This window comes from Aquimarina amphilecti, from assembly GCF_900109375.1.
Lineage (GTDB): Bacteria > Bacteroidota > Bacteroidia > Flavobacteriales > Flavobacteriaceae > Aquimarina > Aquimarina amphilecti.
This window is the reverse complement of the sequence record NZ_FOAB01000001.1, coordinates 707,282-732,201: the sequence shown is the minus strand read 5'-3', so window position 1 is coordinate 732,201 and position 24,920 is coordinate 707,282. Positions and strand designations below refer to the sequence as shown.

At 30.1% G+C, this 24,920-nt stretch carries 20 protein-coding genes; 14 read left to right on the top strand and 6 right to left on the bottom strand.

The genetic code is table 11. The annotated features are described in order from the left end of the window. Positions 1-131 precede the first annotated feature (131 nt). Positions 132-392, top strand: coding sequence for a hypothetical protein (locus BMY33_RS03220; RefSeq protein ID WP_091405489.1), 261 nt, complete (start codon positions 132-134; stop codon positions 390-392). A gap of 83 nt (positions 393-475) precedes the next feature. On the opposite strand, the gene BMY33_RS03215 is transcribed toward BMY33_RS03220, so the two are convergent. Continuing rightward, positions 476-1,636, bottom strand: a complete 1,161-nt coding sequence (locus tag BMY33_RS03215) for an iron-containing alcohol dehydrogenase (RefSeq protein ID WP_091405487.1) — start codon at positions 1,634-1,636, stop codon at positions 476-478. Positions 1,637-1,829: 193 nt separating this feature from the next. Between BMY33_RS03215 and BMY33_RS03210 the strand changes: the two genes are divergently transcribed. The 10 genes from BMY33_RS03210 (at position 1,830) to BMY33_RS03165 (ending at position 13,251) form a co-directional block, all read left to right on the top strand. After that, a complete protein-coding gene (locus BMY33_RS03210) occupies positions 1,830-3,032 on the top strand; it encodes a sensor histidine kinase (RefSeq protein WP_091406082.1) in 1,203 nt (400 codons plus the stop codon). A gap of 218 nt (positions 3,033-3,250) precedes the next feature. Further along, positions 3,251-3,568: a hypothetical protein gene (locus tag BMY33_RS03205; RefSeq protein ID WP_091405485.1), complete on the top strand. Its 318-nt coding sequence runs from the start codon at positions 3,251-3,253 to the stop codon at positions 3,566-3,568. A 14-nt stretch (positions 3,569-3,582) separates the two neighbouring features. Beyond that, positions 3,583-4,362, top strand: coding sequence for a hypothetical protein (locus BMY33_RS03200; protein WP_139195576.1), 780 nt, complete (start codon positions 3,583-3,585; stop codon positions 4,360-4,362). A 45-nt stretch (positions 4,363-4,407) separates the two neighbouring features. Beyond that, the gene (locus BMY33_RS03195) at positions 4,408-5,331 is read left to right on the top strand and encodes a YHYH protein (RefSeq protein WP_091405481.1); all 924 of its coding nucleotides are present in this window, start codon (positions 4,408-4,410) and stop codon (positions 5,329-5,331) included. A gap of 349 nt (positions 5,332-5,680) precedes the next feature. Beyond that, entirely contained in the window at positions 5,681-6,787 is a 1,107-nt protein-coding gene (locus BMY33_RS03190; RefSeq protein ID WP_091405475.1) for a type 1 glutamine amidotransferase domain-containing protein, read from the top strand. A 93-nt stretch (positions 6,788-6,880) separates the two neighbouring features. Then, entirely contained in the window at positions 6,881-7,930 is a 1,050-nt protein-coding gene (locus tag BMY33_RS03185; RefSeq protein ID WP_091405471.1) for an AraC family transcriptional regulator, read from the top strand. Positions 7,931-8,020: 90 nt separating this feature from the next. Beyond that, the gene (locus BMY33_RS03180) at positions 8,021-9,145 is read left to right on the top strand and encodes a helix-turn-helix domain-containing protein (RefSeq protein ID WP_091405468.1); all 1,125 of its coding nucleotides are present in this window, start codon (positions 8,021-8,023) and stop codon (positions 9,143-9,145) included. A 102-nt stretch (positions 9,146-9,247) separates the two neighbouring features. Beyond that, the gene (locus tag BMY33_RS03175) at positions 9,248-10,771 is read left to right on the top strand and encodes an amidohydrolase family protein (RefSeq protein WP_091405465.1); all 1,524 of its coding nucleotides are present in this window, start codon (positions 9,248-9,250) and stop codon (positions 10,769-10,771) included. Between the two features lie 27 nt (positions 10,772-10,798). Continuing rightward, positions 10,799-11,884, top strand: coding sequence for a serine hydrolase domain-containing protein (locus BMY33_RS03170; protein ID WP_170836990.1), 1,086 nt, complete (start codon positions 10,799-10,801; stop codon positions 11,882-11,884). A gap of 23 nt (positions 11,885-11,907) precedes the next feature. Then, positions 11,908-13,251 (top strand): amidohydrolase family protein, encoded by a 1,344-nt coding sequence (locus BMY33_RS03165; RefSeq protein WP_091405460.1) that lies wholly within the window; start codon positions 11,908-11,910, stop codon positions 13,249-13,251. Between the two features lie 93 nt (positions 13,252-13,344). Here the strand turns inward: BMY33_RS03165 and BMY33_RS03160 are convergent, their stop codons facing one another. Together BMY33_RS03160 and BMY33_RS03155 are read right to left on the bottom strand one after the other, a co-directional pair. Next, positions 13,345-14,493: an acyltransferase family protein gene (locus tag BMY33_RS03160; protein ID WP_091405457.1), complete on the bottom strand. Its 1,149-nt coding sequence runs from the start codon at positions 14,491-14,493 to the stop codon at positions 13,345-13,347. 141 nt (positions 14,494-14,634) lie between these two features. Further along, on the bottom strand, positions 14,635-15,138 hold the full coding sequence (locus BMY33_RS03155; protein WP_091405455.1) for a hypothetical protein: 504 nt from the start codon (positions 15,136-15,138) through the stop codon (positions 14,635-14,637). A gap of 316 nt (positions 15,139-15,454) precedes the next feature. Here BMY33_RS03155 and BMY33_RS03150 point away from each other — a divergent pair, with 316 nt between their 5' ends. Continuing rightward, complete coding sequence (locus tag BMY33_RS03150) at positions 15,455-16,405, top strand: lytic polysaccharide monooxygenase (protein WP_091405452.1); 951 nt, start codon at positions 15,455-15,457, stop codon at positions 16,403-16,405. A gap of 100 nt (positions 16,406-16,505) precedes the next feature. On the opposite strand, the gene BMY33_RS03145 is transcribed toward BMY33_RS03150, so the two are convergent. Continuing rightward, a complete protein-coding gene (locus BMY33_RS03145) occupies positions 16,506-18,869 on the bottom strand; it encodes a TonB-dependent receptor (RefSeq protein ID WP_091405451.1) in 2,364 nt (787 codons plus the stop codon). A gap of 216 nt (positions 18,870-19,085) precedes the next feature. Here BMY33_RS03145 and BMY33_RS03140 point away from each other — a divergent pair, with 216 nt between their 5' ends. Both BMY33_RS03140 and BMY33_RS03135 read left to right on the top strand, forming a co-directional pair. Then, positions 19,086-20,102 (top strand): sensor histidine kinase, encoded by a 1,017-nt coding sequence (locus BMY33_RS03140; RefSeq protein ID WP_244542968.1) that lies wholly within the window; start codon positions 19,086-19,088, stop codon positions 20,100-20,102. Next, the gene (locus BMY33_RS03135; protein WP_091405447.1) at positions 20,099-20,788 is read left to right on the top strand and encodes a LytR/AlgR family response regulator transcription factor; all 690 of its coding nucleotides are present in this window, start codon (positions 20,099-20,101) and stop codon (positions 20,786-20,788) included. Before BMY33_RS03140 ends, BMY33_RS03135 begins: the two co-directional genes overlap by 4 nt. Before the next feature lie 77 nt (positions 20,789-20,865). On the opposite strand, the gene BMY33_RS03130 is transcribed toward BMY33_RS03135, so the two are convergent. Next, on the bottom strand, positions 20,866-22,263 hold the full coding sequence (locus BMY33_RS03130) for a vanadium-dependent haloperoxidase (protein WP_170836989.1): 1,398 nt from the start codon (positions 22,261-22,263) through the stop codon (positions 20,866-20,868). Between the two features lie 192 nt (positions 22,264-22,455). Continuing rightward, positions 22,456-24,918 carry a TonB-dependent receptor plug domain-containing protein gene (locus BMY33_RS03125; RefSeq protein WP_091405442.1) on the bottom strand — a complete coding sequence of 821 codons (2,463 nt, stop codon included), beginning with the start codon at positions 24,916-24,918 and terminating at the stop codon, positions 22,456-22,458. Positions 24,919-24,920: the final 2 nt, after the last annotated feature.

Sequence of the window (24,920 nt, the reverse complement as noted above, 5' to 3'; positions counted from 1 at the left end):
TTTTTTTTAAATTAAAGGGAAGACCATATTCTGGTTGGGTAATAACCATTTATTGAGTGCTTTAGAATTGTTTTTTTATTAATATTAGTACGAGTAAGGAGGAAACGTCAGATGGTTTTATTAATAATGTAATGAATACTATAGAAGTTCAGCAACAAAGTAAAAAAAGATCCTTTTGGTCTTTTAATATTATTATGATTGTTTGTTCAATTTTAGTTTTGATTGTTACTGGATTGCTTTATAATATTCTGGGAAGCAGTAATAGGGAAAGTTTGTTTTTCGAAGAGATTCCTAAAACACCAGTTTTTTTAGCAGTAACAATTAGCTTATTGTATAATTTGAATAGAGTAATTAGTTTAAATTATTATAATAAAAAGACAACTTCTATTTAAAGAATAAGTTTATGTACATATAGCTAAAGCTTTTTATAACTGAATTTTAAAGTAAAAACTTTAGCTATATGTAAATATTTGTTTTAATATGACATTTCTACAATTTCTGCAGCAACTTCAGGTGTAATGTCTTGATGTTCACCTAAAGCAGTCATTCCATGATCTGTGAGATTTTTGGCTACCTTTTTAGAAAAACCTTCATAATCATCTGTATAATCTCTTAGTCTAGTATCTATTCCTAATGATTGATAGAAACCTTCTGTTCTTTTGATTGCTTCTTTAGCTTTTTCTTCTATTGTTCCTTCAGTGATATTAAAAATACGTTCGGCATATTGTGCTAATTTTTCTTTTTTATGCTCGAATTTTTTGGTGTACGCACTTGGTAAAATTACGGCAAGAGTTCTAGCATGATCAATACCATAAAAAGCGGTAAGTTCGTGAGCAATCATATGTACACTCCAATCTGTAGGAACTCCTTTCTGTATATATCCATTAAGCGCCATTGTACAACACCACATAAAATTAGAAGCAGCTTTATAATCACTAGGATCTTTAATTACTGATGGTGCTATCTCTATTAAAGTTTGTAAAATCCCTTCAGAGAAACGATCTTGTAAATATGCATCAGCCGGATACGTCATATATTGTTCTAGTACATGAGTGTACGCATCTGCAATACCATTAGCCAGTTGTCTTTTAGGGATACTATGTACTACAGTGGGATCGCAGATAGAAAATTCAGGAAATAATCCTGGTCCGCCCATTACCATTTTTTCATTAGTTTCTGATCTACTTACAACAGCACCGCTATTCATTTCACTTCCCGTTGCTGGTAATGTAAGTACAGTTCCAAATGGTAATCCTTTTACAGTTCTTATTCTATTGGCTAATATATCCCACGGATCGTTACCTTCATAAAGAGCAGCTGATGATAAAAATTTGGTTCCATCAATAACAGAACCACCACCAACAGCAAGCATGTATCCGATATTTTCGTTTTTAATTACCTCTAAAGCTTTTAATAATGTAGTAAATTCTGGGTTTGCTTCAATTCCAGAAAATTCTATTACAGTATGTTCTTTAAGAGCAGTTTTTACTTGATCATAAATTCCGTTTTTTTTGATACTTCCTCCGCCATATAGCAGTAAAACCTTTTTATCTTTCGGTACTTCATTACTCAATTTTTTAATTTCTCCCTTACCAAAAATCATTTTAGTAGGTACATATAATTCAAAATTTCTCATGATTTTTACTGTTATTTATGTTGATTAAACTTTGATTTAAACTTAATACCACAAATTTCAAAATAAATATGGGGTTTATAATTGATCTATGGTAAGAAAAAAGAAAAAAATACGACTTTAATATAAATTAACTTTAAAACTTATATGGTATTGTACGATATAAGAGTTGGATTATTTTTTTAGATTTGCCCCAATGATAGCACCTGAGTACCCCAATAATGAGAAGTATCGACAAACTGCAGTAGAGAAGTACGGATTGTTAGATACTTTACCAGAAGAAAGTTATGATAATATCACTTCGATAATGTCATACATTTGTGATGCGCCAATCTCATTAATAACCCTTTTAGATAAAGATCGAAATTTTCTAAAATCCCATTACGGAATTCCTTTTAGTGAATCACCTCGTAATATATCGTTTTGTGGTCATGCTATCAATTCAGATGATCCTATAACAATAATTAAAGATTCTAGAGTTGATGAACGTTTTGAAGGAAATCCACTTGTAACGGAACATCAAGCAATTTTTTATGCAGGTGCTCCATTAATTGATTCTGATGGTTTTAAATTGGGTACATTATGTGTATATGACGTAAAACCACGTGAGTTAACACGAGAACAGAAAAACGCATTAATTGCTATGTCTAAACAAGTGGTAAGCTTGTTTGAACAACGATACCAAAATTTAAAGCTTACACAACTTAGTGATAAACTGGAGAAAAGAAATGAAGATCTTAAAAAGTTTGCTAGTGTAGTTTCCCATGATTTAAAATCTCCTTTAGCTAATATTATTTCACTTACGGAATTATTAGAAGATGATAATAAGGATAATTTGAATAAGGAATCATTACAATACCTAGAATATCTAAGAACTTCTTCTTATTCCTTAAGAGATTATATCGATGGTATTCTTAAGTTTTACAAAAGTGATGATATAATAAAAAACAGTAAGGAGACAATAGTTATTGGTCATTTACTCGATGAATTAAAGAAAATAACAGATTCAGAGCATAAAGTAGAATTTAATGTTTCTTCTAGTTTAAAGGAGATTTTCGCGAATAGAACTGCTTTAATGCAGATTTTAATCAATTTAATTACGAATGCAATTAAATATAATTCAAAATCTGAGATAATTATAGATATCAATATCACGGAGGAAGAAAATTTCTATAATTTTGAAATTAAAGATAATGGAGATGGAATACCAAAAGATTTCTTGGGTAAAATTTTCGACCTTTTTACAGTAGTTGGAGTTGAAGATAGAGATGGTAATGTTGGTACAGGAATAGGTTTGGCAACTGTAAAGAAAATAGTTAGAAATCTAGATGGTGATATTTCTGTTGCCTCTACAGAAGGAACTGGAAGTACCTTTATTTTTACAATATCGAAAACTTAGAATACTGAAATTATATTTTTATTATTCATCATACTTCTTATAGTTATTCCCTTATTCTTATTAGAAAGATGATAGTATTATTTTTTCCAATAATGCACTTACTTAATGTAGTTCACATTTTACAGAAAAATAATAGTATTTCGTTGAAAATCTATTTTTTTAATTAAACTTATTCGTTTTTTTCAAGTCATTAATATGTAATTTCAAATCTCTAGATTATGAAACAAACCATATTAATATCCATTATAGGTGTAATTGCTTTAATTGGATGTATCCGCATACAATCTCAAATTGGGTTAAATAAAATTACACCTCTGAATTACTCTTTTGTAAAGAGTGAAATTTTTAACCATCAAATGGTTAAAAGTATAAAAACTACTTTAGTTGATTTTCAGGTTATAAGTACTGAATTATTATTCAGGAAAGAGGTAAGATCTATTTATCATATATGGTTATTAATAGGGTTTAGTATACTACTAATAAGTATACTAATTAGAGTATCCATATTTCCTAAAATAGAATCACTAACACCTTGATAATAATGAAAAATATGAAAAAGAAACTTTTGATACTTGCTTGTTTGTTTATTATAAAATCTATATCAGCAAATTCTCGGTATACAAAGGTTGTAACTGATACAACGATAGTAACTAACAATACAGAAACATATAAAGCATATGATGATAAAGAGTATATCCATTTAACGATTGAAACAATAGATCCTAAAGTAGCTACATCTATATTGCATCAAGGGATTAATGTGTATTTTGATGTTAAAGGGAAGAAGAAAAAAAATGTATTTGTAAACTATCCAATTGCTAAAAATCAAAGACCTCCAAGAAGAAACGAAGATAGATCAAATGAACCTAGGAGACAACTAGATAATGACGGTATAATAAATCAGATAGAACATAGGTTAAGAAATAATATACCACAGAAAGCATTGTATACGTATTATGAGAAGATCAAGGAATTTAATACACTTCTTAATAATGAGAACATTAGTATAAATCTACAAGTAAATCAAGAAAGAAACAGTTTTAGATATGATTTGAAAATTCCCAAAAATAAAATACATCCGGATATGGATATTAATAAACTTTCTATTGGAGTAAAAACTGTAGAGATTCTACGAAATAATACAGAAAGAACGAAACCTACACAACAAGCATCTGTTCGAGGAGGTGGAGGTAGAGGCGGAGGAAGATCTACAGGAGGAGCTCCACAAGGAAGATCTGGTAATGGTCCAGGTGGTCAAGGAAGGTCCAAAGGAAATAAAATAGCACCTTCTGTTATAGCCATAGATTTTTGGTTTAAAGTAAAATTGTAATAAATAGTGTCTGATATAAACTAAAAACACAGAGAATTTATAGGTATGAAAAAGCGTAGAATATTTTTAGTATTGACGATAATTATTGGAGCTGTAAGTTGTAATCAAAAACGATCTAAAGAGTTAAGTCATACACATGATGAGTCTACTCATACTCATCAGGATGTGGTTGATTATTTTGATTCATATTCATTAATTAATGAAAAATATGGAACTAGCACTGTGATGAAAATTTCAAAAGAGAAAAGAGTTATGACTACTAATGCACTTCCGAATCATAAAACAGGTAGTTTTCCTAACTCAGGAAACCCCAATAAAATAAGCGCACAAAAAAGAACATATACTTTTCCCACAAACCCAAAGTATACTGGTAAAGCGGTTTGGATTAGAGAACCAGGTGTGGCATTAAATGGAATTAAGTTTGAACCAGGAACAGCAGAAGTTGTAGTGTGCGAGAGTGGAGAGAATTATAGAGTTGAAGCTTTGCAAAATGTAATTAATTTAGGTTTAGATTTTAATCATGCACATGTTCAACCTACTGGTGCATATCATTATCATGGTACACCGACTTCTATTATTAATGATTTTGATACCGGAATAGATTTAGTGCATATTGGATTTGCCCATGATGGATATCCAATATATTATTCTAAAAGCGGTGCATATAAACCAAGTTATAAATTATTAAAAGGAACAAGAGAAGGTGAAGATTGTAGTTATGAAAATCCAATGACTAGTATAGATATTTCTGTTGGAGGTCATCATGATGGTACTTATGGATCTGATTTCGAATACATAGAAGGTTCTGGAGATTTAGATCAATGCAATGGAATAACATATAAAGGAAATTATATGTATTTAGTTACAGAAGATTTCCCGTATATCGGTAGATGTTTAATGGGGGAATTTGAAGAACAAAAAAGACCGAGAAGACCTTTTCCACCAAATGGAAGACTAAGAAAAGGTTAATTGATTATGATATTGCAGTTTTCATTAGACATATAGATGTAAATATTCGGTGATTATAAAAGATTATTATTTGAAATAGGTATTAGAATGTATTGTACCGAAGTATTCTGTTTAGGGAATGAAATTCAGGATGTGATATTTTATGTCTAATTAATTTGTGTTAAATATGCTCTTCTAGAGTTTTATTAATTAATTAGTTTTCTGATGTAAGCTCCGTAAGTAATTATGGAGCTTATTGATTTGATAAAATGGTATTTAAAAATATAATTTACTCTGACGGAATTATCATTCCGACATATTTTATCTAGTATTTACCATTACTTCGTGCTATAATTTAAAAACAAATAGCATGTTCAAAAAGTATAAAATTTTTAAATGGATTCTAATTTCCTTTGCAAGTATTATCATCTCTCTATTCGTTTTTGGTTGGTGGTTTATGGGTTTATTGCCATCATCTGAGAATAGAATTGATATTACTTCGACTAAAGTTTCTGATTTATCATATTTATCAAAAAATAAAATTCCCAAACGCGGAAAAATTTTAGCAATAGTTACAAGTACGAATGTTATGGGTAGTACTGAGAAAAGTACAGGTTATGAATTAACCGAATTATCTAGAGCCTATTATGTTTTTCAGGCTAATGGTTTCGATGTTGATATTGCAAGTCCATTAGGAGGAGAACCTCCAGTAGTAATAGATGATGAAGATATGGGAGAATTCGATTATGCGTTTCTTAATGATAGCATTGCTCAATATAAAGCATCTCATACAATTTCTGTAAATAATATTAACCCAGAACTATACGATGCTGTATTTTTCGCTGGAGGTAAAGGGGCTATGTTTGATTTTCCTGATAATAAATCAATTCAGTCTATTGTACAAAATCTATATGAAAACGATAAGGTAGTGGGTGCTGTATGTCACGGACCAGCAGCTTTAGTAAATGTCACTCTTAATAACGGTAAGCACTTATTGGAGAATAAAAAGGTAAGTGGATTCACTAACGAAGAAGAATTATTATTGATTGCAGATGCAGAAATGATATTTCCATTCCTTTTACAAGATAAGTTAGAGGATAGTGGAGGTATTTTCAATGAAGGAACCATGTATTTAGAAAATATAAGTCAAGAAAGAAATTTAGTTACAGGTCAAAATCCATGGTCAACATGGTTATTAGCAGAATCAATGATAGCGCAATTAGGTTATAAACCAAAATTTAGAGAAATTACTGGTGAAGAAAATGCTGTAAATGTTTTGAAAATATATCATGCGGAAGGATCTGAAAAAGCTAAAGAATTAATAAATCAAATTTACAACGTAGATAAACAACCTTTATCGAGAGTATTAATTGCTAAACACGGAATTATTGCTGCTATGCAAGGAAAAATAGGGCGTTTTTTCAGCCTTACGGGTCTAACATCATATGCAAAAAAGAAATCTGAAGAACGTTTTTAATTAAAATGAATCATGTATATAAATAGATCTGATATAAAGATTTTACACTTTCTATAAACATCAAATATTCCTACATTTGAAAAAAACAACCTATTGAATTTTTCTGATATATTACTTATTTTAGTTAGCAGTGCAGGGCTTTTGCATGGGATATTATTTGCTTTTTATTTAATAGGATTTAAAAAGAAAAAAACATTAACTAATCTTTTATTAGGGTTGATATTAATTTGCATGGCTTTTCGGATAGGAAAATCTGTTATGCTAAATTTTGGCAATGGCCTAGAACCTATTTTTATTTTTATTGGTTTAGCTTTTCTCTTATTGATTGGCCCTTTTTTAAGATGGTATGTTTTGGGAATGATACAGCCAAATTTCAAATTAGAGAAACATCATTTTTTGGAATTAATTCCATTTTTATTGATTTTTTGTTCTAGTCTTTTTGTTACTAAAGAATGGTATGAAAATAGCAGATTAGTTATTGTTGTTTTTGGGAGTGGTCTTATTTTCATTTACTTACATCTTGCTTTTTACATAGTTTTAGCTTGGATTACGATAAGAAGTTCAAAAAATAAATATAGAGAAACATTAATCACAAAATCCCAAAGAGCAATATTTAACTGGTTATATGTTTTGGTAATTGGTATTTCAATTATTTGGATTTCATATGTATTAAATTTGTTAGATGAAACAATACCATATATTGTTGGTCCAATTGTATACTCCATCATTATTTATTTTTTAAGTTATAAAGCGTTTCAGTTAAAAGCAACAGATCTAGATGGAGATGCTTTCAAAATAGATAATAACCACTTACTATTTGATCAAATATCGAAGTTAGTAATAGACACCAAATTTTATCTAGAACAGGATATATCCCTAGTAAAGCTTAGTGATATTTTAGGAAAAAGTACACAACAAACATCCTCGGTTATTAATCAATATGCTAATCAAAATTTTAATGATTTTATAAATTATCATAGAATTCAGGAGGCTAAATCAATATTGTCTAATTCAATTAGTGATAAATACACGATTTCCTCTATAGCTTTTGATACTGGGTTTAATAGCCTTTCTTCGTTTAATAGTGCTTTTAAAAAATTTGAAGGAGTAACACCTTCATCCTACAGAAAAAAGAATTCCTAAACAATATAACCATCTCATAAAATTAAATGGCTAAGTATATATTATGGTTTTAAAAATATTTACTACTTATATTTGACCTAAAAATTATAGGTGAAGTTAGTTTACGATTTTCTTTTTATTTTAGGAATGCTTTTTTCTTGTATTTATATCTATATTTTTTATAAATCCAAAGATAAAGGACTGCATAAATCAATTCTGATAGTCTACTTTGGGTTGTTGGTTTTTGTTTTGTTAGAATCTTACGCTTCGATTCATAATATTGACATATTATTACATATTAGCTTTTTACCTGTTTATGGCGTTAAATTAGCACTAGGACCACTTTTATTACTGTATATTCAATCGTTGTTTTTAGAAGATAAAATAGTTTTAAAAAATGGGTTGATACATCTAATTCCATTTGTTCTTTTTCTCTTTATAATATCTCTACCTCATAAAATAGCGCTGGTTTCTAAAGAATACTTTGTAGACTATAATAACACTATCCAAGAATATCTTTTTTTAAAACGACCGCTATTAGATGTTATATTTTTAATTTATATCTACATAAGTTTTAGAACTTTTAATAAGTTCAAAAAAGCATTAAAATGTAATTATTCTTCTATAGAAAATAACAACTTTATCTGGGTTAAATATCTTTTGGTAACTCCACTAATTGTAATTTTCGTCGACTTGTTTTTTGTGGCCTATCAATTATTTATTGGGTATTTAGAATGGAGAACTCAAAATATGATTATGCTGTTAACTTCTGTTTCCATTTGTTATGGAGTTTATTATGGAGTTAAACAATCTAAGGTGTTGGTACCTTATTTCCTGTTAGAAAATTCTAAAAATAATACAGGAGAAAGGAAGGTAATAAATAACAAACTAGCATCTGAGTTTTATTCTTTAGAGGAATCACTTGTAGCATTTATGGAACAAGAAAAGCCCTATTTGGATGAAGATCTAACGCTTAATAAATTAGCATTGGGGATACATACGACTGATAAAAAGTTATCAGCATTATTGAATCAACATATCCAAATGTCCTTTTATAATTTTGTTAATAGCTACCGCATTAAAGAGTTTAAAAAATTAGTTGCATTACCTTCTTATAACGATTATACGATAGAAGGAATTGCTTATGAGTGTGGTTTCAAATCGAAAGCTAGTTTTTATAGGTTATTCAAAAAAGTAACCGGTCAATCTCCTTCGGAATTCAAAATATCTCTTTAATCCTTATTTTTCTTGTCTCTTTAGAAGCAGAGAGACCCAGTATCACTGATTTTACTGTTGTTTTGTATGTTTTAATAATCAATTTAAAATTAATCAAAACAAATGAAAAGAACATCAATCAAAAAATGGATATTGGGAATAGTACTATTATTACTTATAATTAGTATTGGTTCTTGTATCCGAATCAATTCAAAAATCAATCAACATCAAGGAGCGAAAACAGAACTAGTAGATTCTTCAATTTTTAATTCAATTAATTCACCTTTAGCAATTACTAATGTTAATGTACTATCTACAGATTGTACTAAAATGTTAGATAGTCTAACAGTATTAATCAAAGAAGGTAAAATAGTTTCAATAGAGAAAGAAATTAAAGTAACCGATGAGTATACTAGTATAGATGGTAGTGGTAAATATTTAATACCTGGTTTAATTGATACTCATGTACATTTAAAGAAAAGTAAAAATGATCTCTTATTGTATCTCGCAAATGGTGTTACTACTGTTGGAGAAATGTTTGGAGATGAATCACATTTAGAATGGCGGCAGCAGGTAGAAAAAGGATCTTTAAGCCCTAATCTTTATGTAGCTACAAGGAAGTTAGGTAGTGAAAAAGGTGTAATGCCAAAAATTAGAAGTTGGTTTGGAGCTCCTAAAACATATAGAACAGAACGAAAAGCACGTAGAGCAGTTCGAAAGTTTAAGAAACAAGGATATGATGCAATTAAACTCACCAATTTAGAATCCAAAATTTATAATGCAATCGTTGATGAAGCAAATAAACAGAATATTCCTGCGATTGGACATTTAGGTCCAGATGTAGGATTAGAAGGTTTATATAAATCTGGACAGTCCCAGTTGACTCATATAGAAGAAATTGTTAAAAATACCATGAATGATTTTGGAATTGTTTATTCCAACAAAACAGAAGAATACTTGAAATACTTAGAAAAAAATGCTGATTCTATTGCAATAAAAATTAAGGATAACCATATCGTAGTATCCTCTACAATATGGTTAGTAGAAAGTTTTCCTAAGCAAAAGTTAGAACTAGATAGTTTTATTAAAACCATTCCATTAGAATATGCTAATCCAGGTATCGTAGAAGGTTCGAGTATCACCAGAGGATGGACACCTGGAAATAATTACTACGAGAATTTAGATGCTAAAAATGATCCTGAACTTTATAAAAGAGTTAAAATATATTGGGACACCTATGTAAAAGCTCATCATATTATGACCAAAGCATTAATAAAACATAATGCTACGGTGGTAGCGGGTACAGATGCTAATGTAGCTTGCGCAATACCTGGATTTTCTTTGCACGAAGAATTGGTTTGTCTTCATAAGGTTGGACTAAGTACTTCTGGTGTATTACAAGCTACTACAATGCACGCGGGAGAATGGATGCAAAGAGATATTGGTAAGATTAAGGTTGATTATAAGGCAGATCTATTATTGCTAAAAAAAAATCCACTAGAAAACATTGGCAATACACGTACTATTGAAGCTGTAATTACGAATGGTAAATTATTAGGTAGACCAACATTAGATAAAATGTTAGAGTCCGTAGAACAGGCTAATAATAGAAGTAGAAAAATAAGTATAGATCGATATATAAACTAATCAAAGAATTTAATTAAAATTGAAATGATGAATATTACTATAAAACGAATTATAATCGGTATTTGTACCACGATTATATTACTTACGATATATTTATTAGTCCCGCAAGTCAGTAATCCTTCGCCTTCTTATGAAACAAAACTAACACATGGCACTCCAGTTTCTGATGATATAAGAGCGATGTTAACTCCTAGTATAGAACCAAAACGAACCAGGGCTATTATGGTAATGCAGGACGGTAAAGTGATTTATGAATATGGACCAACTGATAAAATAATGAACGGGCATTCAACTCGTAAAGCGATGTTAAGTTTACTTTATGGAATAGCTGTTGATAAAAAGTTAATCAATCTCGACAAAACACTTTCAGAACTTGATATTGATGAATATATTCCATTAACTACTCAAGAAAAAAGTGCAACTATAAGGGATTTATTAATGGGTAAATCAAGTATTTATTTACCTGCTTCTGGTGAGCACGATAATCAAATCACACAACGTCCAAAACGCGAAAGTCATAAACCTGGAACTTATTTCTTTAATAATAATTTTGATGCCAATGCTTTAGGTACAATTTTCATAAAAGAAACGGAAACTAGTATTGGGGAATTTATGGAAGAATACCTGGCAAAACCATTAGGCCTTCAAGATTTTGATTCAGATAATGTAATTATGGGTAGTCCTTGGTTTATGCCTAAGAAAAAGACAATGCATGAGCAGTATTACATTTATATAAGTACTCGTGATTTTGCAAGGATAGGATCTATGGTAGCTAACAAAGGTAGATGGAACGGGAAACAAATTATATCAGAAGATTGGATCATAAAAAGTACATCATCACATAGTGATCTTTCTAACAACCATATCAACTATGGTAGATATGATGGATTTGGTTATCAATGGTGGACAGCTTCTGATACAAATACAATATGGACAGATGGTTATGGAGAGCGTTTTATGATCATTGATCCTGATAAAAGGTTAACATTGGTAGAGCAAAATTTTACCGGAAATTCTTTACTCAGTTCGGGGCTATGGTTAATGAATAAAAATATGGACTCAGGTTTATCAAATCTAATGAAAGCACATAAGACATTGGCTAAAAACAAGTAAATTAATAATTATGTTATTAAGTAATGAAAAAAATAAGATCTACTCTTTTAATAATCAGTTTTATGTATGCGCTTGTTGTAAATGGGCAAACATACAAAACAAAGGAACAAGAAAACATTAAAGCATTTGTCAATGTAAACGTATTGACAATGCGTGATTCAATACCAAAAATGTCTCAAACTGTTATTATAAAAAATGACAGAATTGTGGCAATAGGTAATAGTAAAAATATAAAGGTGCCAGATGGTGCTAAATTAATTGATGGGAATCATACTAAATATCTCATTCCAGGTTTAACAGATACTCATGTACACGTAGGTCATAAAGGATCTGAAGAATGGATAAGATCTTATGTCAATAATGGAGTCACGACGGTCCTTAATCTGGGAGGATCTAAAAAAGTTTTGAAATTAAAAGAACGGATTAAAAAACAAAAAATAATAGGCCCTGATATTTATACTGCCGGTCGTGGGGGAGTCGTTCGTGAACTTAATCGTTCTAATTATAAAACAGTATCCTTAGATAAAATAGAAGAGCGAATCATGGAAGACAAAGAAAAAGGGTATGATTTTATAAAAATATATGGGCAAATGACCATTTCACAATTTGAGCATATGATGAAAATTGCCAAAAGAGAGGGGATTCATGCGATGGGGCATATTCCTAGAAACTTAACTGCGGATGATGCTCTACGAATTGGACAAAAATCTATGGCGCATACGGAAGAGTTTATTTACACACAATTTACTGAGTTTGATGAACAAGAAGTCATAGATTTTGCTACAAAAGCCGCTGCGGCGAACGTTTGGTTAATTGCTAATATTATTGCGTATGAAAAAATAGAATTAACCTGGGGGAAACCACAAGTTATGGACTCGATATTACGATTACCACAAACTAAAAGATTACATCCGAAGATCCAAAAAATATACAAAGCAGATTGGTATGGTTCTAGAGATATAAGTGGTAGATCGTATGTAGAGAAAGTCTATAAATTTTACTTTCCTATTGTAAAACATTTTCATAAAGCGGGAGTAAAGATGCTCGTAGGAACAGACACGGCTTTTCCCGCAGCTGCTCCTGGAGAATCAGCAATTAATGAAATTAAAAACTTTACTAAGGCAGGTTTAAGTAATTATGAAGCATTAAAGGCAGCCACTGTTAATGCAGGAGTTTATATCAATAAGTTTATTGATAACAGCTATTTCGTTGGTAAAATACAACAAAACTATACTGCGCATATAATATTACTATCATCAAATCCACTGAACAATCTCGAAGTATTAAATAAACCAGAAGGTGTTATGCTAAGAGGTCATTGGTTTGATCCAACCGGTTTAAAAGAAATGATCCAGTGGAATAACTAATATCTCTTAGATACTATATAATATAATTTATTTAGAACAATTAATATCCTGAGTTTATCATATAACTTATTAATTAACTCAGGATGTTCTATTTCATTTGGGATGTCGTGTTATAGTTTTAGAATGTTTAGGTTTTTTTTTCATTCCAAAAACAAATCTAGTTAACCTAAAGGGATATATAATAAACTTATAAAAACATACAATTGTGATAAAGGAAGTAATTGTGAGAATTAAAATTTTTACAGTAATATTCCAAGATTGTTGTAATATATAATATCCAAAAATGATAATAATTGTTTGATGTAGTATATAAAATGGGTAAATACCTTCATTAAGTTTCTTTAGTAATATACTTGGTTTATTTAACCAAATCTGGCCATATCCTAACAGTGTAATAATTATAGCCCAACTTAATAGAGCAGTTAAACCATACCAAATATTCCAACGAGTAGAAATATTCCAATAAGTAGATGTTATGTGATTAGGAAGAAAGTAATATGCATAAAACAATAGAATAGCAATGATTGTTATTGCAAAATTATACTTACGATATTTTTTTAATGAATCCCATAACGTTTTTGTACCAGCTATAATGATTCCTGTAATGAAAAAGTATCCGTAGAATAATGTAACAGAAAGATTAGTTATAGACGTATTATCTTCGGGAAAGTATTGTTTCGTGATTACCTTAATAAGTATTAGTGGTATTACTAAAAGGGATATTCCAAATGGTTTAGAACAAAATTTGTTCAATACAATTTTAAACGATGTAGATTTATTGGATTTAATCCATATAATTATAGGTATGCATAGTATAGAAAGGTAAAATAGGTTTTCAATGAACCATAGATGGTTTACATTCAGATTTTCGAATATTTTTTGATAAAAATAAATGTATGAAGAATAAGATGTGATGTTTTCTATATAAGTTTGAGGCGGTACAATAATGAATACACCAAATATTAGCGGTATCATAAGTCGAGCTGCCCTTTCCTTTATAAATAAGATCCAACTACGTTTTGAAAAAGCAAACACTGTTCCTGCTCCCGAAATAACGAATAATAATGGTAATCTAAATTGTTCGAAGAACACCATAATATCATCTAATAACTTACTAGATTCAGTATTCATAATGTGAAAATCATCACCATTAAATGGCATTCCTATATGATGTAGAAAAACCAAGAAGATGGAGATAACTCGCCACCAGTCTAAATCATATCGTCTTTTTGTTCTGTTCATAACTATTATTTATGTCTATAGGGACAAAACTATAATTATCAAGAGTTCGAAAACACGACATTCTATAAATGGCGTGAAAATGACGGGTGTTTAGTTAAATAAATAGAGAAAGAGTAAAAGTATTAATAGTTGTAATTATGTTTATCTCTTCTTTTTTCGTTTTCTCTTAGGTTGTAGATTAGTATTTCTTTTTTTATTATCAGTAAGAGAGGATTTTTCTCTTTGTATTTTCTTTAGGTGTTCAATAACTTTTGATTTCACTTTTGTAACCAGAATATCACGTCTTTTAACATAGCTATACGCGCAGCCTACTATTAATGATAAACCAATAACAATTGGAATTGAACCGTTTTCTATAAAAGGAAATTGAGTATATAAATTGATAGCTACTCTTGGTGCGAATGTAAAAAACACATATAATCCATAACTAAAAGATACTATTCCGAGAGTACCAAAAGTATAAATATTTGATTTTATATCCTTTAGTGTATCATTCTCAAGTTTTTTAATATTATGATCACTTAAAAAAGGATTATTGAGTTCTTTTTCTTTCTGAATGAAATGTAAGAAATCAGCATTAACAAAATCAAAAGATATTCCGTGGCTTCTTTTTTTTAGATCCTCTTCAGTTATGATGTACTTCATAGTTTATAAACTGTAATGTCTTTTATAGTAATGTTATGAATATGTAAACCAAAATACTAAGAATTATTTAAGTGGTTAAGTGATTTTTTAAGATAAACTTATAAAATATATTATAGTGTACATTTTAATAAAAAGACATAAAGTATTATTTGAAGATGAAAGGGTTAACTACTTAAAAATAAATAAATACTATACAATAAAATATAATGACAAACGATATAGTGTATGTAACATAAATCAATTTTATTACTTGTAAAAAAGTATTGATTATTAACCCAGATTATATCATAAAACTTAATTAAACACACTAATCGTCATGAAAATCAAAACTCTAACAAAAGAAATCTTATGTAATATAAGGTTTCTCAAAAAAACCTACTCACTACGAGTTCTATGTTGTACAGCCTTATTTTTCACATCTAATATTTCTCCACATGGTACAGTAACTAGCCCTCCAAGTCGTGTATGGGTTTGTTTTCAAGAGAATCCGGAAAGCCCAGATTCACCAGCGTGTATTGCTATGGTAGCTTCACACGGAACGCAAGCTTTATATGATTGGAATGAAGTTGCACGAATGGATGCGAATGGGATGCATCGAGATATAATTGATGATGGTAATCTTGCAAGTGCCGGCCGACCGGATAAATATGGAGGATTAGATCAAGTAAGAGATGATTGGGTAGCAACACCTGTTTCTCCTGGTCCATTGACATTAACTTGGTCTATTACAGCCCCTCATGCAACATTATATTATGAAGTATATATAACCAAAGAAGGTTGGACTCCCAATGACCCTTTAACATGGGATAGTTTAGAGCTTCTTAAACGTACCGGAGAATTACCACTTTCATCAGAAGATAATATAGACGTAGTTTTACCAAATAGAACAGGAAAGCACGTCATTTATAGTATTTGGCAACGTTCTCTTAGTCCAGAAGCATTTTACTCTACTAGTGATGTTGATTTTGGTAATACATTATCAATAGATGAATTAGAAAAATCATCTGCAGGTTTAGAACAAAATTTCCCTAATCCTTTTACTTCGCAGAGTACCATAAAATATAATCTAAGTAAAGAATCTTTGGTTAATATTACTGTTTATAATATTTATGGTCAAGAAGTTTCTAAACTTATTGATGAGGTCAAAAATGCAGGAGATCACGAAGTTGTTTTTAATGTAGATAACATACACAGTAATGGTGTATATTTTTATGTGTTTAAAGCAGGAAATTATACAGAAACTAGACGTATGGTAATACAAAAATAGATTACTAATTGAGTACTAATGGATGGTAAATCTATACCATCCATTAGTACTCAATTTTATCAATATATTTTGGGGTAATATGTTTTTAACATGTTGGATCTTATCTTCTCCTTCCTGAGTAAGAAATGGCTTCTCCTTTGCCAAAGGCATAACTTAGTCCAAAAGTGAAAAAGCGTCCACGTTGTCCAAAATTATAGGTTTCGAAAGTTGGTTGATTTACAAAATTTTCCTGAATTCGAGAAGCAAAAATATCTCGAATACCAAGATTAGCAACTATCTTTCCTTTTAATATTTTTTTACGCATTCCAAGATCTAGAAAAGCAAATCCACTTTGTTTTCCTTGTACAGTTTCGAAATCTGAACGATAATTTCCATTGATTTCTAAATCGATATCAGCAGGTAACCCTAGTTTCGTGCCTAATCTGGTGGACCATTGATTTCCATTAAAATCAAATACTTGATCTTCAAAAGTTCCTTTACGATCAAAATAGTTGAAATTAAAATCTCCTGTAAAAGTTAACCATTTCGTAGGGCTATATTTCCCATTTGTTTCAAAACCTATGGATGAATTAGTTCCTATATTTTCTGGAGTACTAAAATTTACGTTATCAATAAACGTTGATACTCTTTCTACAACGTCTGTTGTATAACGATGATATAGGCTGGAACTCATACTGGCTTTTCCTATTTTATAGATACTGGTTAGTTCATAAGAATTAGTAAATTCTGGCTGTAGTTCTGGGTTCCCTGTTCTGATATTAAAATTATTTCGGATATTAAAGAAAGGATTCAAATCTCTTAATCGAGGTCTAAAAATTCTTTTTGAGTAACCAGCCTGAAGTGAAAACGTTTCACTTATCGTATAAGATGTATGAAAACTTGGAAAAAAATTAGTGAAATTTTGTGAGCTGCCATCATTCGTATTTGCCAATAATGTTTCTAAATCAGTATTCTCTATTCGCAAACCTCCTTTAACCCCCCAAATATCATTTTCATATGATAAAGTGGCATAAACACCTAATACCTTTTGTATCCATTCAAAATCATTGGTAAGGCTTTCGTTAATTACATATTCTCCATCAACTAAATCTTCAACTTCAAAATCATTACCTACATCATTTATAACATACTGAGCTCCTGTTTCGATACTATATTCCTCAGTTAATGGATTTGTGTAATCCGTCTTAAACGTAAAGTCTGCTTGCTGATAATTGGTAGCAGTACGTTGGTTACTGTCAACATTTTCTCCTTCTATTGTGGTATCCTCAAATAAAGAAGATTGGTCTTTTCCAAAGAAACTTCCTAAAGCGCTTAATTGAAAAGTGTGATCTTTATTGTTTTTAAACTGTTTTTTCCAATTAAACTCATACTGCCATTTAGGATTTGTTGCATCAGTAGTTTCGTTACGTACCCATTGTGATACTAATGTATTATCACCATCAAAAAAGCGGAAATTCGTTTCAGAAGGTTGATCTTCTATTTCATAAGCAAAATTCCCAGAAAGTGTAAACACATTATATTCATTAAGATGGTAGTCTGTTCCTAAAGTTATATTGAAGAAAGTTTCATTTCTAAAATTTTCACCTTCACTAAAAATAACTTCATTATTTTCTAAATTACGGTTGATCGCTTCATTATCTCTTGGTAATGATCGATAACCTGCACCGATCTGAGTAAATAGATTAAACTTTTCTGTTCTACGATTAAGACTAACTCCTACATTATGATTGTCGGGAATTCCTGTATTAAGTGAAATGGAGCCATTCCATCCCTTTTTTTCTTCTTTTTTTAGGATTATATTTAAAATCCCTGAAGTACCAGAAGCTTCATATTTGGCCGAAGGATTAGTGATTACCTCTATACTCTGAATCATATCAGCTGTTATGGTTCCCAAAGCATTACTTGATTCATCAGCTAAAACTGAAGGTTTTCCATTGATCAATATCTGAACTCCTCCAGTTCCTCTTAAACTTATTTCTCCTTCTATATTGACATTAACCGAAGGCACATTATTAAGTACCTCTAATGCACTTGCACCCGCTGTACTGAGATCTTTACCAACATTAAAAACACGTTTATCAAGCTTAAATTCTGTTTTCGACACTTCACCTCGAACAACAACTTCGTCCAATGTTTCGCTATCCTGATATAGTTTAACTTTGCCAAGACTAACTCTATTTTCTATTGTTTCAAACGTTCGCAGTTGAAGCGTTTTGAATCCTATAAAGCTGATTTCGATATAGAAATTATCTGCTGTAGTATTTATTTCGAAAGTTCCATTGTCATTAGTAATTGCACCAGAAATAGTGGCTTTAGAATTTGTGTCATTTAGAACAATTGTAGCATAGGGTATAGGCTGACCTGTTTCTGCTTCTACTAGTGTACCAGAAATTAGAGTTTCCTTATTTTGAGCCCAGATTGTAGCCGTAAAAAAAAGTAAGATTATAAAAACCCGATTGTTCATTATATGCTTTATTATATTTTGATTTTTCAAAGGAAAGAAGATGAGCTGTTTTTTAAAAATTTACTTGGGTAAACAACTATTATAATCCTATAAACGACATGATTGTTATTAACAGTAATAGATTTGTCGTTTGGGGTATTGATTTAGTGGATTAGATACAATATTATATAGTTAGAAAAGCAATAAACTATATTTGTTGTACAATTTTTAGATATTGTGAAAAACACATTATTACATAAAGAGGTTTGGTTCCAAGTGATATTACATATCGTAGTATTTATTTTCTATTCTTTTGACCGCCGCAATCCAGAAATACAATTCTACCAATTTGTATTTTTTTTAAATTTTGTAACTGCTGGTCTTATCATCAATTATGTACTTCTTCCAAGGTTTTTATATCCTGGAGCATATTTAAAGTTTATTTTGTGTTTTAGTTTAGTTGTGACGGGAGTAATTTTTGTAGAAGAATCTATATTAGAAAAGATATACTTTCCGGATACTCGTGGAGCTAAGTTTTTAGGCGTAATATATAATCTAATGAGTACATTACCTACATTGTCTGTATTGGCGGGGTTTAAATTTGGATGGGATGCACTTATCAAACAAAGAGAAGTTAAAGAATTAAAGGATTCTGTAAAAGAGAGTGAACTTCAATTTTTGAAATCACAGATTAATCCTCACTTCCTTTTTAATAATATGAATAATTTATACTCATATGCAATTGAAAAATCTCCTCGTACACCAGAACTCATCTTGGAATTATCAGGCGTACTACGATATATGCTTTATGAATGTAAAGCAAAATATGTTTCTCTTTCTAAAGAAGTAGAACAATTAGAAAACTTTATCAATTTAGGACGATTACAAATAGAAGGGAGAGGCACAGTTACGTTATCTAAAAATATTGAACGAGCAAATTTTTGGATAGCTCCATTGATATTGATCGTTTTTGTTGAGAATGCTCTAAAGCACGGTAGTTCTAGTCAGACCGATGGGATCATAATAAATATGGATATTAAGGTAACACATGATGGAATGCTTTACTTTAATTGTTCTAATACATATAAAAACCAGACTAATACTAATAATTTGGATAGTGGAATTGGTTTAGAAAATGTAAAAAAACGATTAGATATATTATACCCAAAGGCACATAAATTACATATTAATAGCGATAAAAATATGTATGAAGTTCAATTAATGATCGATCTAAAAAAGTCCAAAGAACCATGAATTGCATCATTGTAGAAGATCAATTACCGGCGCAACGTATTCTAAAAAAATATATAGAAGATATGGGTACCCTAAAACTCTTGGGAACCTTTACAGATGCTATTGAAGCTATGCAACTAATGAAGTCTACTGAGGTAGATGTTATTTTTTTGGATATACATTTACCTAAGATTTCGGGAATTGATTTTTTAAAAACACTCTCTAATCCACCTCAAGTTATTCTTACTACGGCGTTTCCGAATTATGCCTTGGAGAGTTATGAGTTTGATGTCGTGGACTATTTGCTAAAACCGTTTTCTTTTCAAAGGTTTATTAAAGCTGTTTCCAAAGTAGAAAGTAAAAAGCAAGAGTTTTCTTTAGGTGCTAATAATCAAGAAATTAAGGAGGTATATGCAAAAATTGGTTTTGATCATGTGCGGATTCTTATTGACGACATTACATATATTATATCCGACACGGATTATACAGAAATTCATTTACAAGATAAAAAACTCGTGTCTTCGGAGACTTTACGTTATTGGGAAGAACTTTTACCTCCTAAAAAGTTTATGAGAGTACACAAATCTTATATTATTAATACTTCAAAAATTGAAAAATTTTCTGGTAATCAGATATATCTAATTGATCAAAAGACAATTCCTTTAGGTAGGGCTTATAAAAGTAATTTTACAAAAAAAATCCTGTAGAAATAGATCTACAGGATTAAAAACAACTCAAAAAACTAACAATCTGTTTTGGGGTAACGCTATAAAAATTTAATTATCTACTGTAAGTTTATGCTATTTACTGCATCAGAGATTTCATAACCTAATCGTAAACCTTCGATTGCATCTTGTTCTATATGAACACCTAATGGTACTCGTGAATAAGCATTTTCTGTTGCCATTTCCGTAAAAGAAGTAAAACTTCTTGGTGTTCCATTAAATTCTATATCAGTGAAGTCACTATAGGTTGTATCCGTAAAATCAATACTATCAGTCCCGAAAAAAGCTATAAATACACCAGCACCTGCACCAGCAAAAGTAGCATGACCTGATGGATAACTTGGAAATGCGGGATTTGTTTCTTCGATAAACCTTGATAGATTAGAAGAAAAATCATCATTAATATATTCCCAAATATAGTTGCTAGGACGTTCGATATTATATGTGTATTTATCATCCCAAGCAGATACCGCTGCATCATTTATTGCAAAACCAAGTCTTAATAAAAGTTCCAATGCTTTATCGTATGCTAAATCATTTTGTTCGATTAATTGGTTAGCAATAGAAAATTGTCTGCCTGGTGGACTAATCATAAGACCTTCAACATCATCCGCCCAAAATTCTGCTATCCATAAATCTTCATTATTATCCGCTGCAGCAGTTGTGGTTGTTTCATATACCTCATTCATTTGTTGGTAATAATCACTTGATGGATTCGTACTATGTTGTAATACAGAAGAGAATTCTACACTACTTGATTCTTCAGGTGTTATTGCAAATGTTCTAACTTCTCTCCAATATGGAAACCAAGCATCTTCGTTTTCATTAGCCGCCCATAAACCTACACCTACTGGAGCTATATAGTCTTGAGGAGTTGGATTTAGTATTTGTTCTTCACCATCTTGGTCCGTTTCGCTATAAGCAATTACTCTTTGCGCAACATGTCTCCCCCAAGTTTCTGAATTTTCAATTTCATCTTCAGATAGTCCTTCAGTTAATTCTATTTCTTTTTCTTCTTGAAAATCAGAAATTCTTTGTCGTATTCCTGTTTCTAGATTAATCATAAAATGATCTATGGCTAATGCATAAGCAGTGTTTAAAGCTAGTTCTAGGTCTACATTATCTTCAAGAGTATTTGTATTAATATTTAAGTTATTAAATCTATCTGTATTAGATGAATAATTATCCATAAAAGGAACAGCTGTTTCATAACTTGTTAAGTGAATATAGGCTAAGGATCTGGTTATTGTATTCGGTCTCATGCCTTCTGTAAATTGATCTATTGATACCCAAAGATTACTCCATTCTGTTATAAGTTCTGTTGTTTTGTCTGTTAATTCAACATCTATATCAGGAGAATCAATATCATCTATAAAGTCATCATCTTTACTACATGATTGAAACATGAATATCCCAGCTAATAAAAAAGTTGTACATTTTAAATTCTTTATTTTCATAATTTTTGGTATTAATAAATTCCACAATAAAAGCATCATAAAAAAACTATAATGTGCTTGTTTATGTGTAATACGTATGAACTATATTTTTACCCAACCTTTTTTTCTAAAAAAAATATCACTTCTGTAATTCTTTATGATGAAAAATGTTTTAGATATTGATTTTCAAGGTGTTATTTGTGTTTTGGGTAATCAAAAAAATAAATTAATCTGAAGGTTAGGAGAGAAGTTACTTGCTTTTCTGAATGTGTTTTCTGTAGTATTTTGAAAAACATTTACTGTATTATCTTGATTGTAGACGTTAAGTATAGATAAACCAATAACAGTTTTAACACTTTTTGATGGATTGTAGAATGTATATGAAGAAGAAAAATCTAATTGATGTAATGCATCAAAGCGATCAGAAGATATAGGATCTGGGGTATTTCCAGAATCGGTTTCGTCAGAAAAAATAACAGGCATTCCAGAAAAATAGCCCCAAGAAATTGCAAATTTCCACTTATTAAGATTTAGTAAACTTGTTAGATTTATAACATGTCTTTGATCGAAGAAAGCATCTGTTTTCTTGTTATTAAAATCCGTTTCAGTTTTACTTACCGCATAGCTTATCCAGGTTTCTAACCTATGCCATCTTTTCTTTACAAATATATTTGCTCCTACGCTAGAAATATTTCCATGAACATCACTAGATTTATTGGTGATGTTGTTAGTTTTTTTATAATACAATTCTAAATCTATTAACCATTTAGACTTATTAAGAACACCACCTAACATTGTTTGTATTCCTTTTTGTGTAGCAATATCATCATTTGGTAAAAACCATAATTGATTAGTTATATTAAAATCATCAAAATCATTATTTAATTTTTTTTGAATAAACTGATTTGATGTTCCTAAAGATGATTTTAAGTATAGTTTATTATTAATAGAGTAACTAGCTAATAATCTAGGGTTAGCATAAAATTTTTTCAAAGGAGCGTAATAATTATTATGAAATCCGAAGTTGATATTTAATTTATCATTCCAATTTTTTTGAAAAGATATATACGAGGAGTGTACTATGGCATCCTGTTTTCTTTCAGAATCGATACCATTTTGTTCTTCTATTTCATTACTAATTAATTTATGTTCAGTTAAGGTATATCCAGCTTCAAATGAAGTATTTGTGCTGTAATCATAGATTACTTCTGTAATTAACCGAGTATCAGAAATGACATTGTCAAATTTTTCTCTGTTTGATCTTTCTTCTAATACAAAACCTTCACTAAGACTTACAAGATTCATATTAGATTTACTAACCCTTAATTCAGTTGTAAGTTTTTCGGAAAAAACAGCTTTCCACTTACCTGTAATTCCCCAATTGTCTAGTTCCAGATCCCTAAAATCAGTTTGATTATTATTACCGGTATTGTCAATTTTGGCGGATAAATTATTTTGAATATTTATAAAACTTAAAGAAGCAGTATGTCTATCATTAATTTTGTAATTTAATTTAGCATTCATATCTAAAAAATCAAAAGTAAAATTAGAAGAAGTATTTATTTCATCAGAAATAGACTCTAATCTACTTCCTTGAAAAATAAGTGTTGAAATAGCTTCTAACTTGGGAGTTTTAAAATTTGGATAGCTTGTCCTAAAAGCAGCGGAAAATGATAGTTTATCTGGTATAAGTTTTGCTTTAATAGTAGCGCCAGCAAATAATGTATTTACTGCAATTCCATATTGAGTACTATTTGGTATTTTATCACTTGTCGTCATATCAATAAGTCCACCAACACGACCGCCAAACTTTACAGGCAGCATGTTTCTTTGAACCTCTACATTAGTAACCACAGAAGTGTTGTAAGGAGAAATAGCTCCTAAGAAATGTCCTGAATGGTAAATAGGGATATCATCTATCTGAACAAGGTTTTGATCATACGTATTCCCTCTAAAATTAAGATTTCCAGATTTTCCACTTGGAGAGTGTATTCCAGGAATATTATTTATAACATTAAAAATATCACCATCAGTTTCTCCTGCTAATAAACCTAAGGATTCTGTGTTAATTTGTAAGCTATGATCACTAACGTTAGCATCAATACCTTTTGTTAGGTAACCACTTAAAATAATTTCATTAAGCTGGAATTGCTTTTTAGTTAGATTCAATTTTTGGGACTTTACAAGATCTTTTGCTTTTATATGAATCGTATTATAGGAATAATTAATAATATGAATAGAATCTAAAAGGAATATCTCTTTTAGCGTAAATATATTCTCTTCTGCGGTAAGAAATTGTACGGATTCCTGATTGATTTGATATTCTAAGGAAGATATATTTTCATTAGTATCATTATCAATTACTTCGAAGGTAATATCTTTTCTAACAGGAAGTAACACATAATTTGTAGTACTATTGTTTGTGAATTTTACAGGAACCATTTTTTCTATCATATTGATACAGTCTGCAATTGTATTACAGTCCGTGTTCTGGTTTAAAAAAACAGTATCAAAGAAAGTATGATTATAGGAAAAACTTATTTCAAATTCCTGCTCCAACTGGTCTAATTTATCCGAAAACTTAATAGTATTATTTGTCTGCGAAATACTATTGTTTATAAGACAAAACCATAACGAGAATAAAAAGAAGTGATATGAGAAAACCCTCAAATTCATAT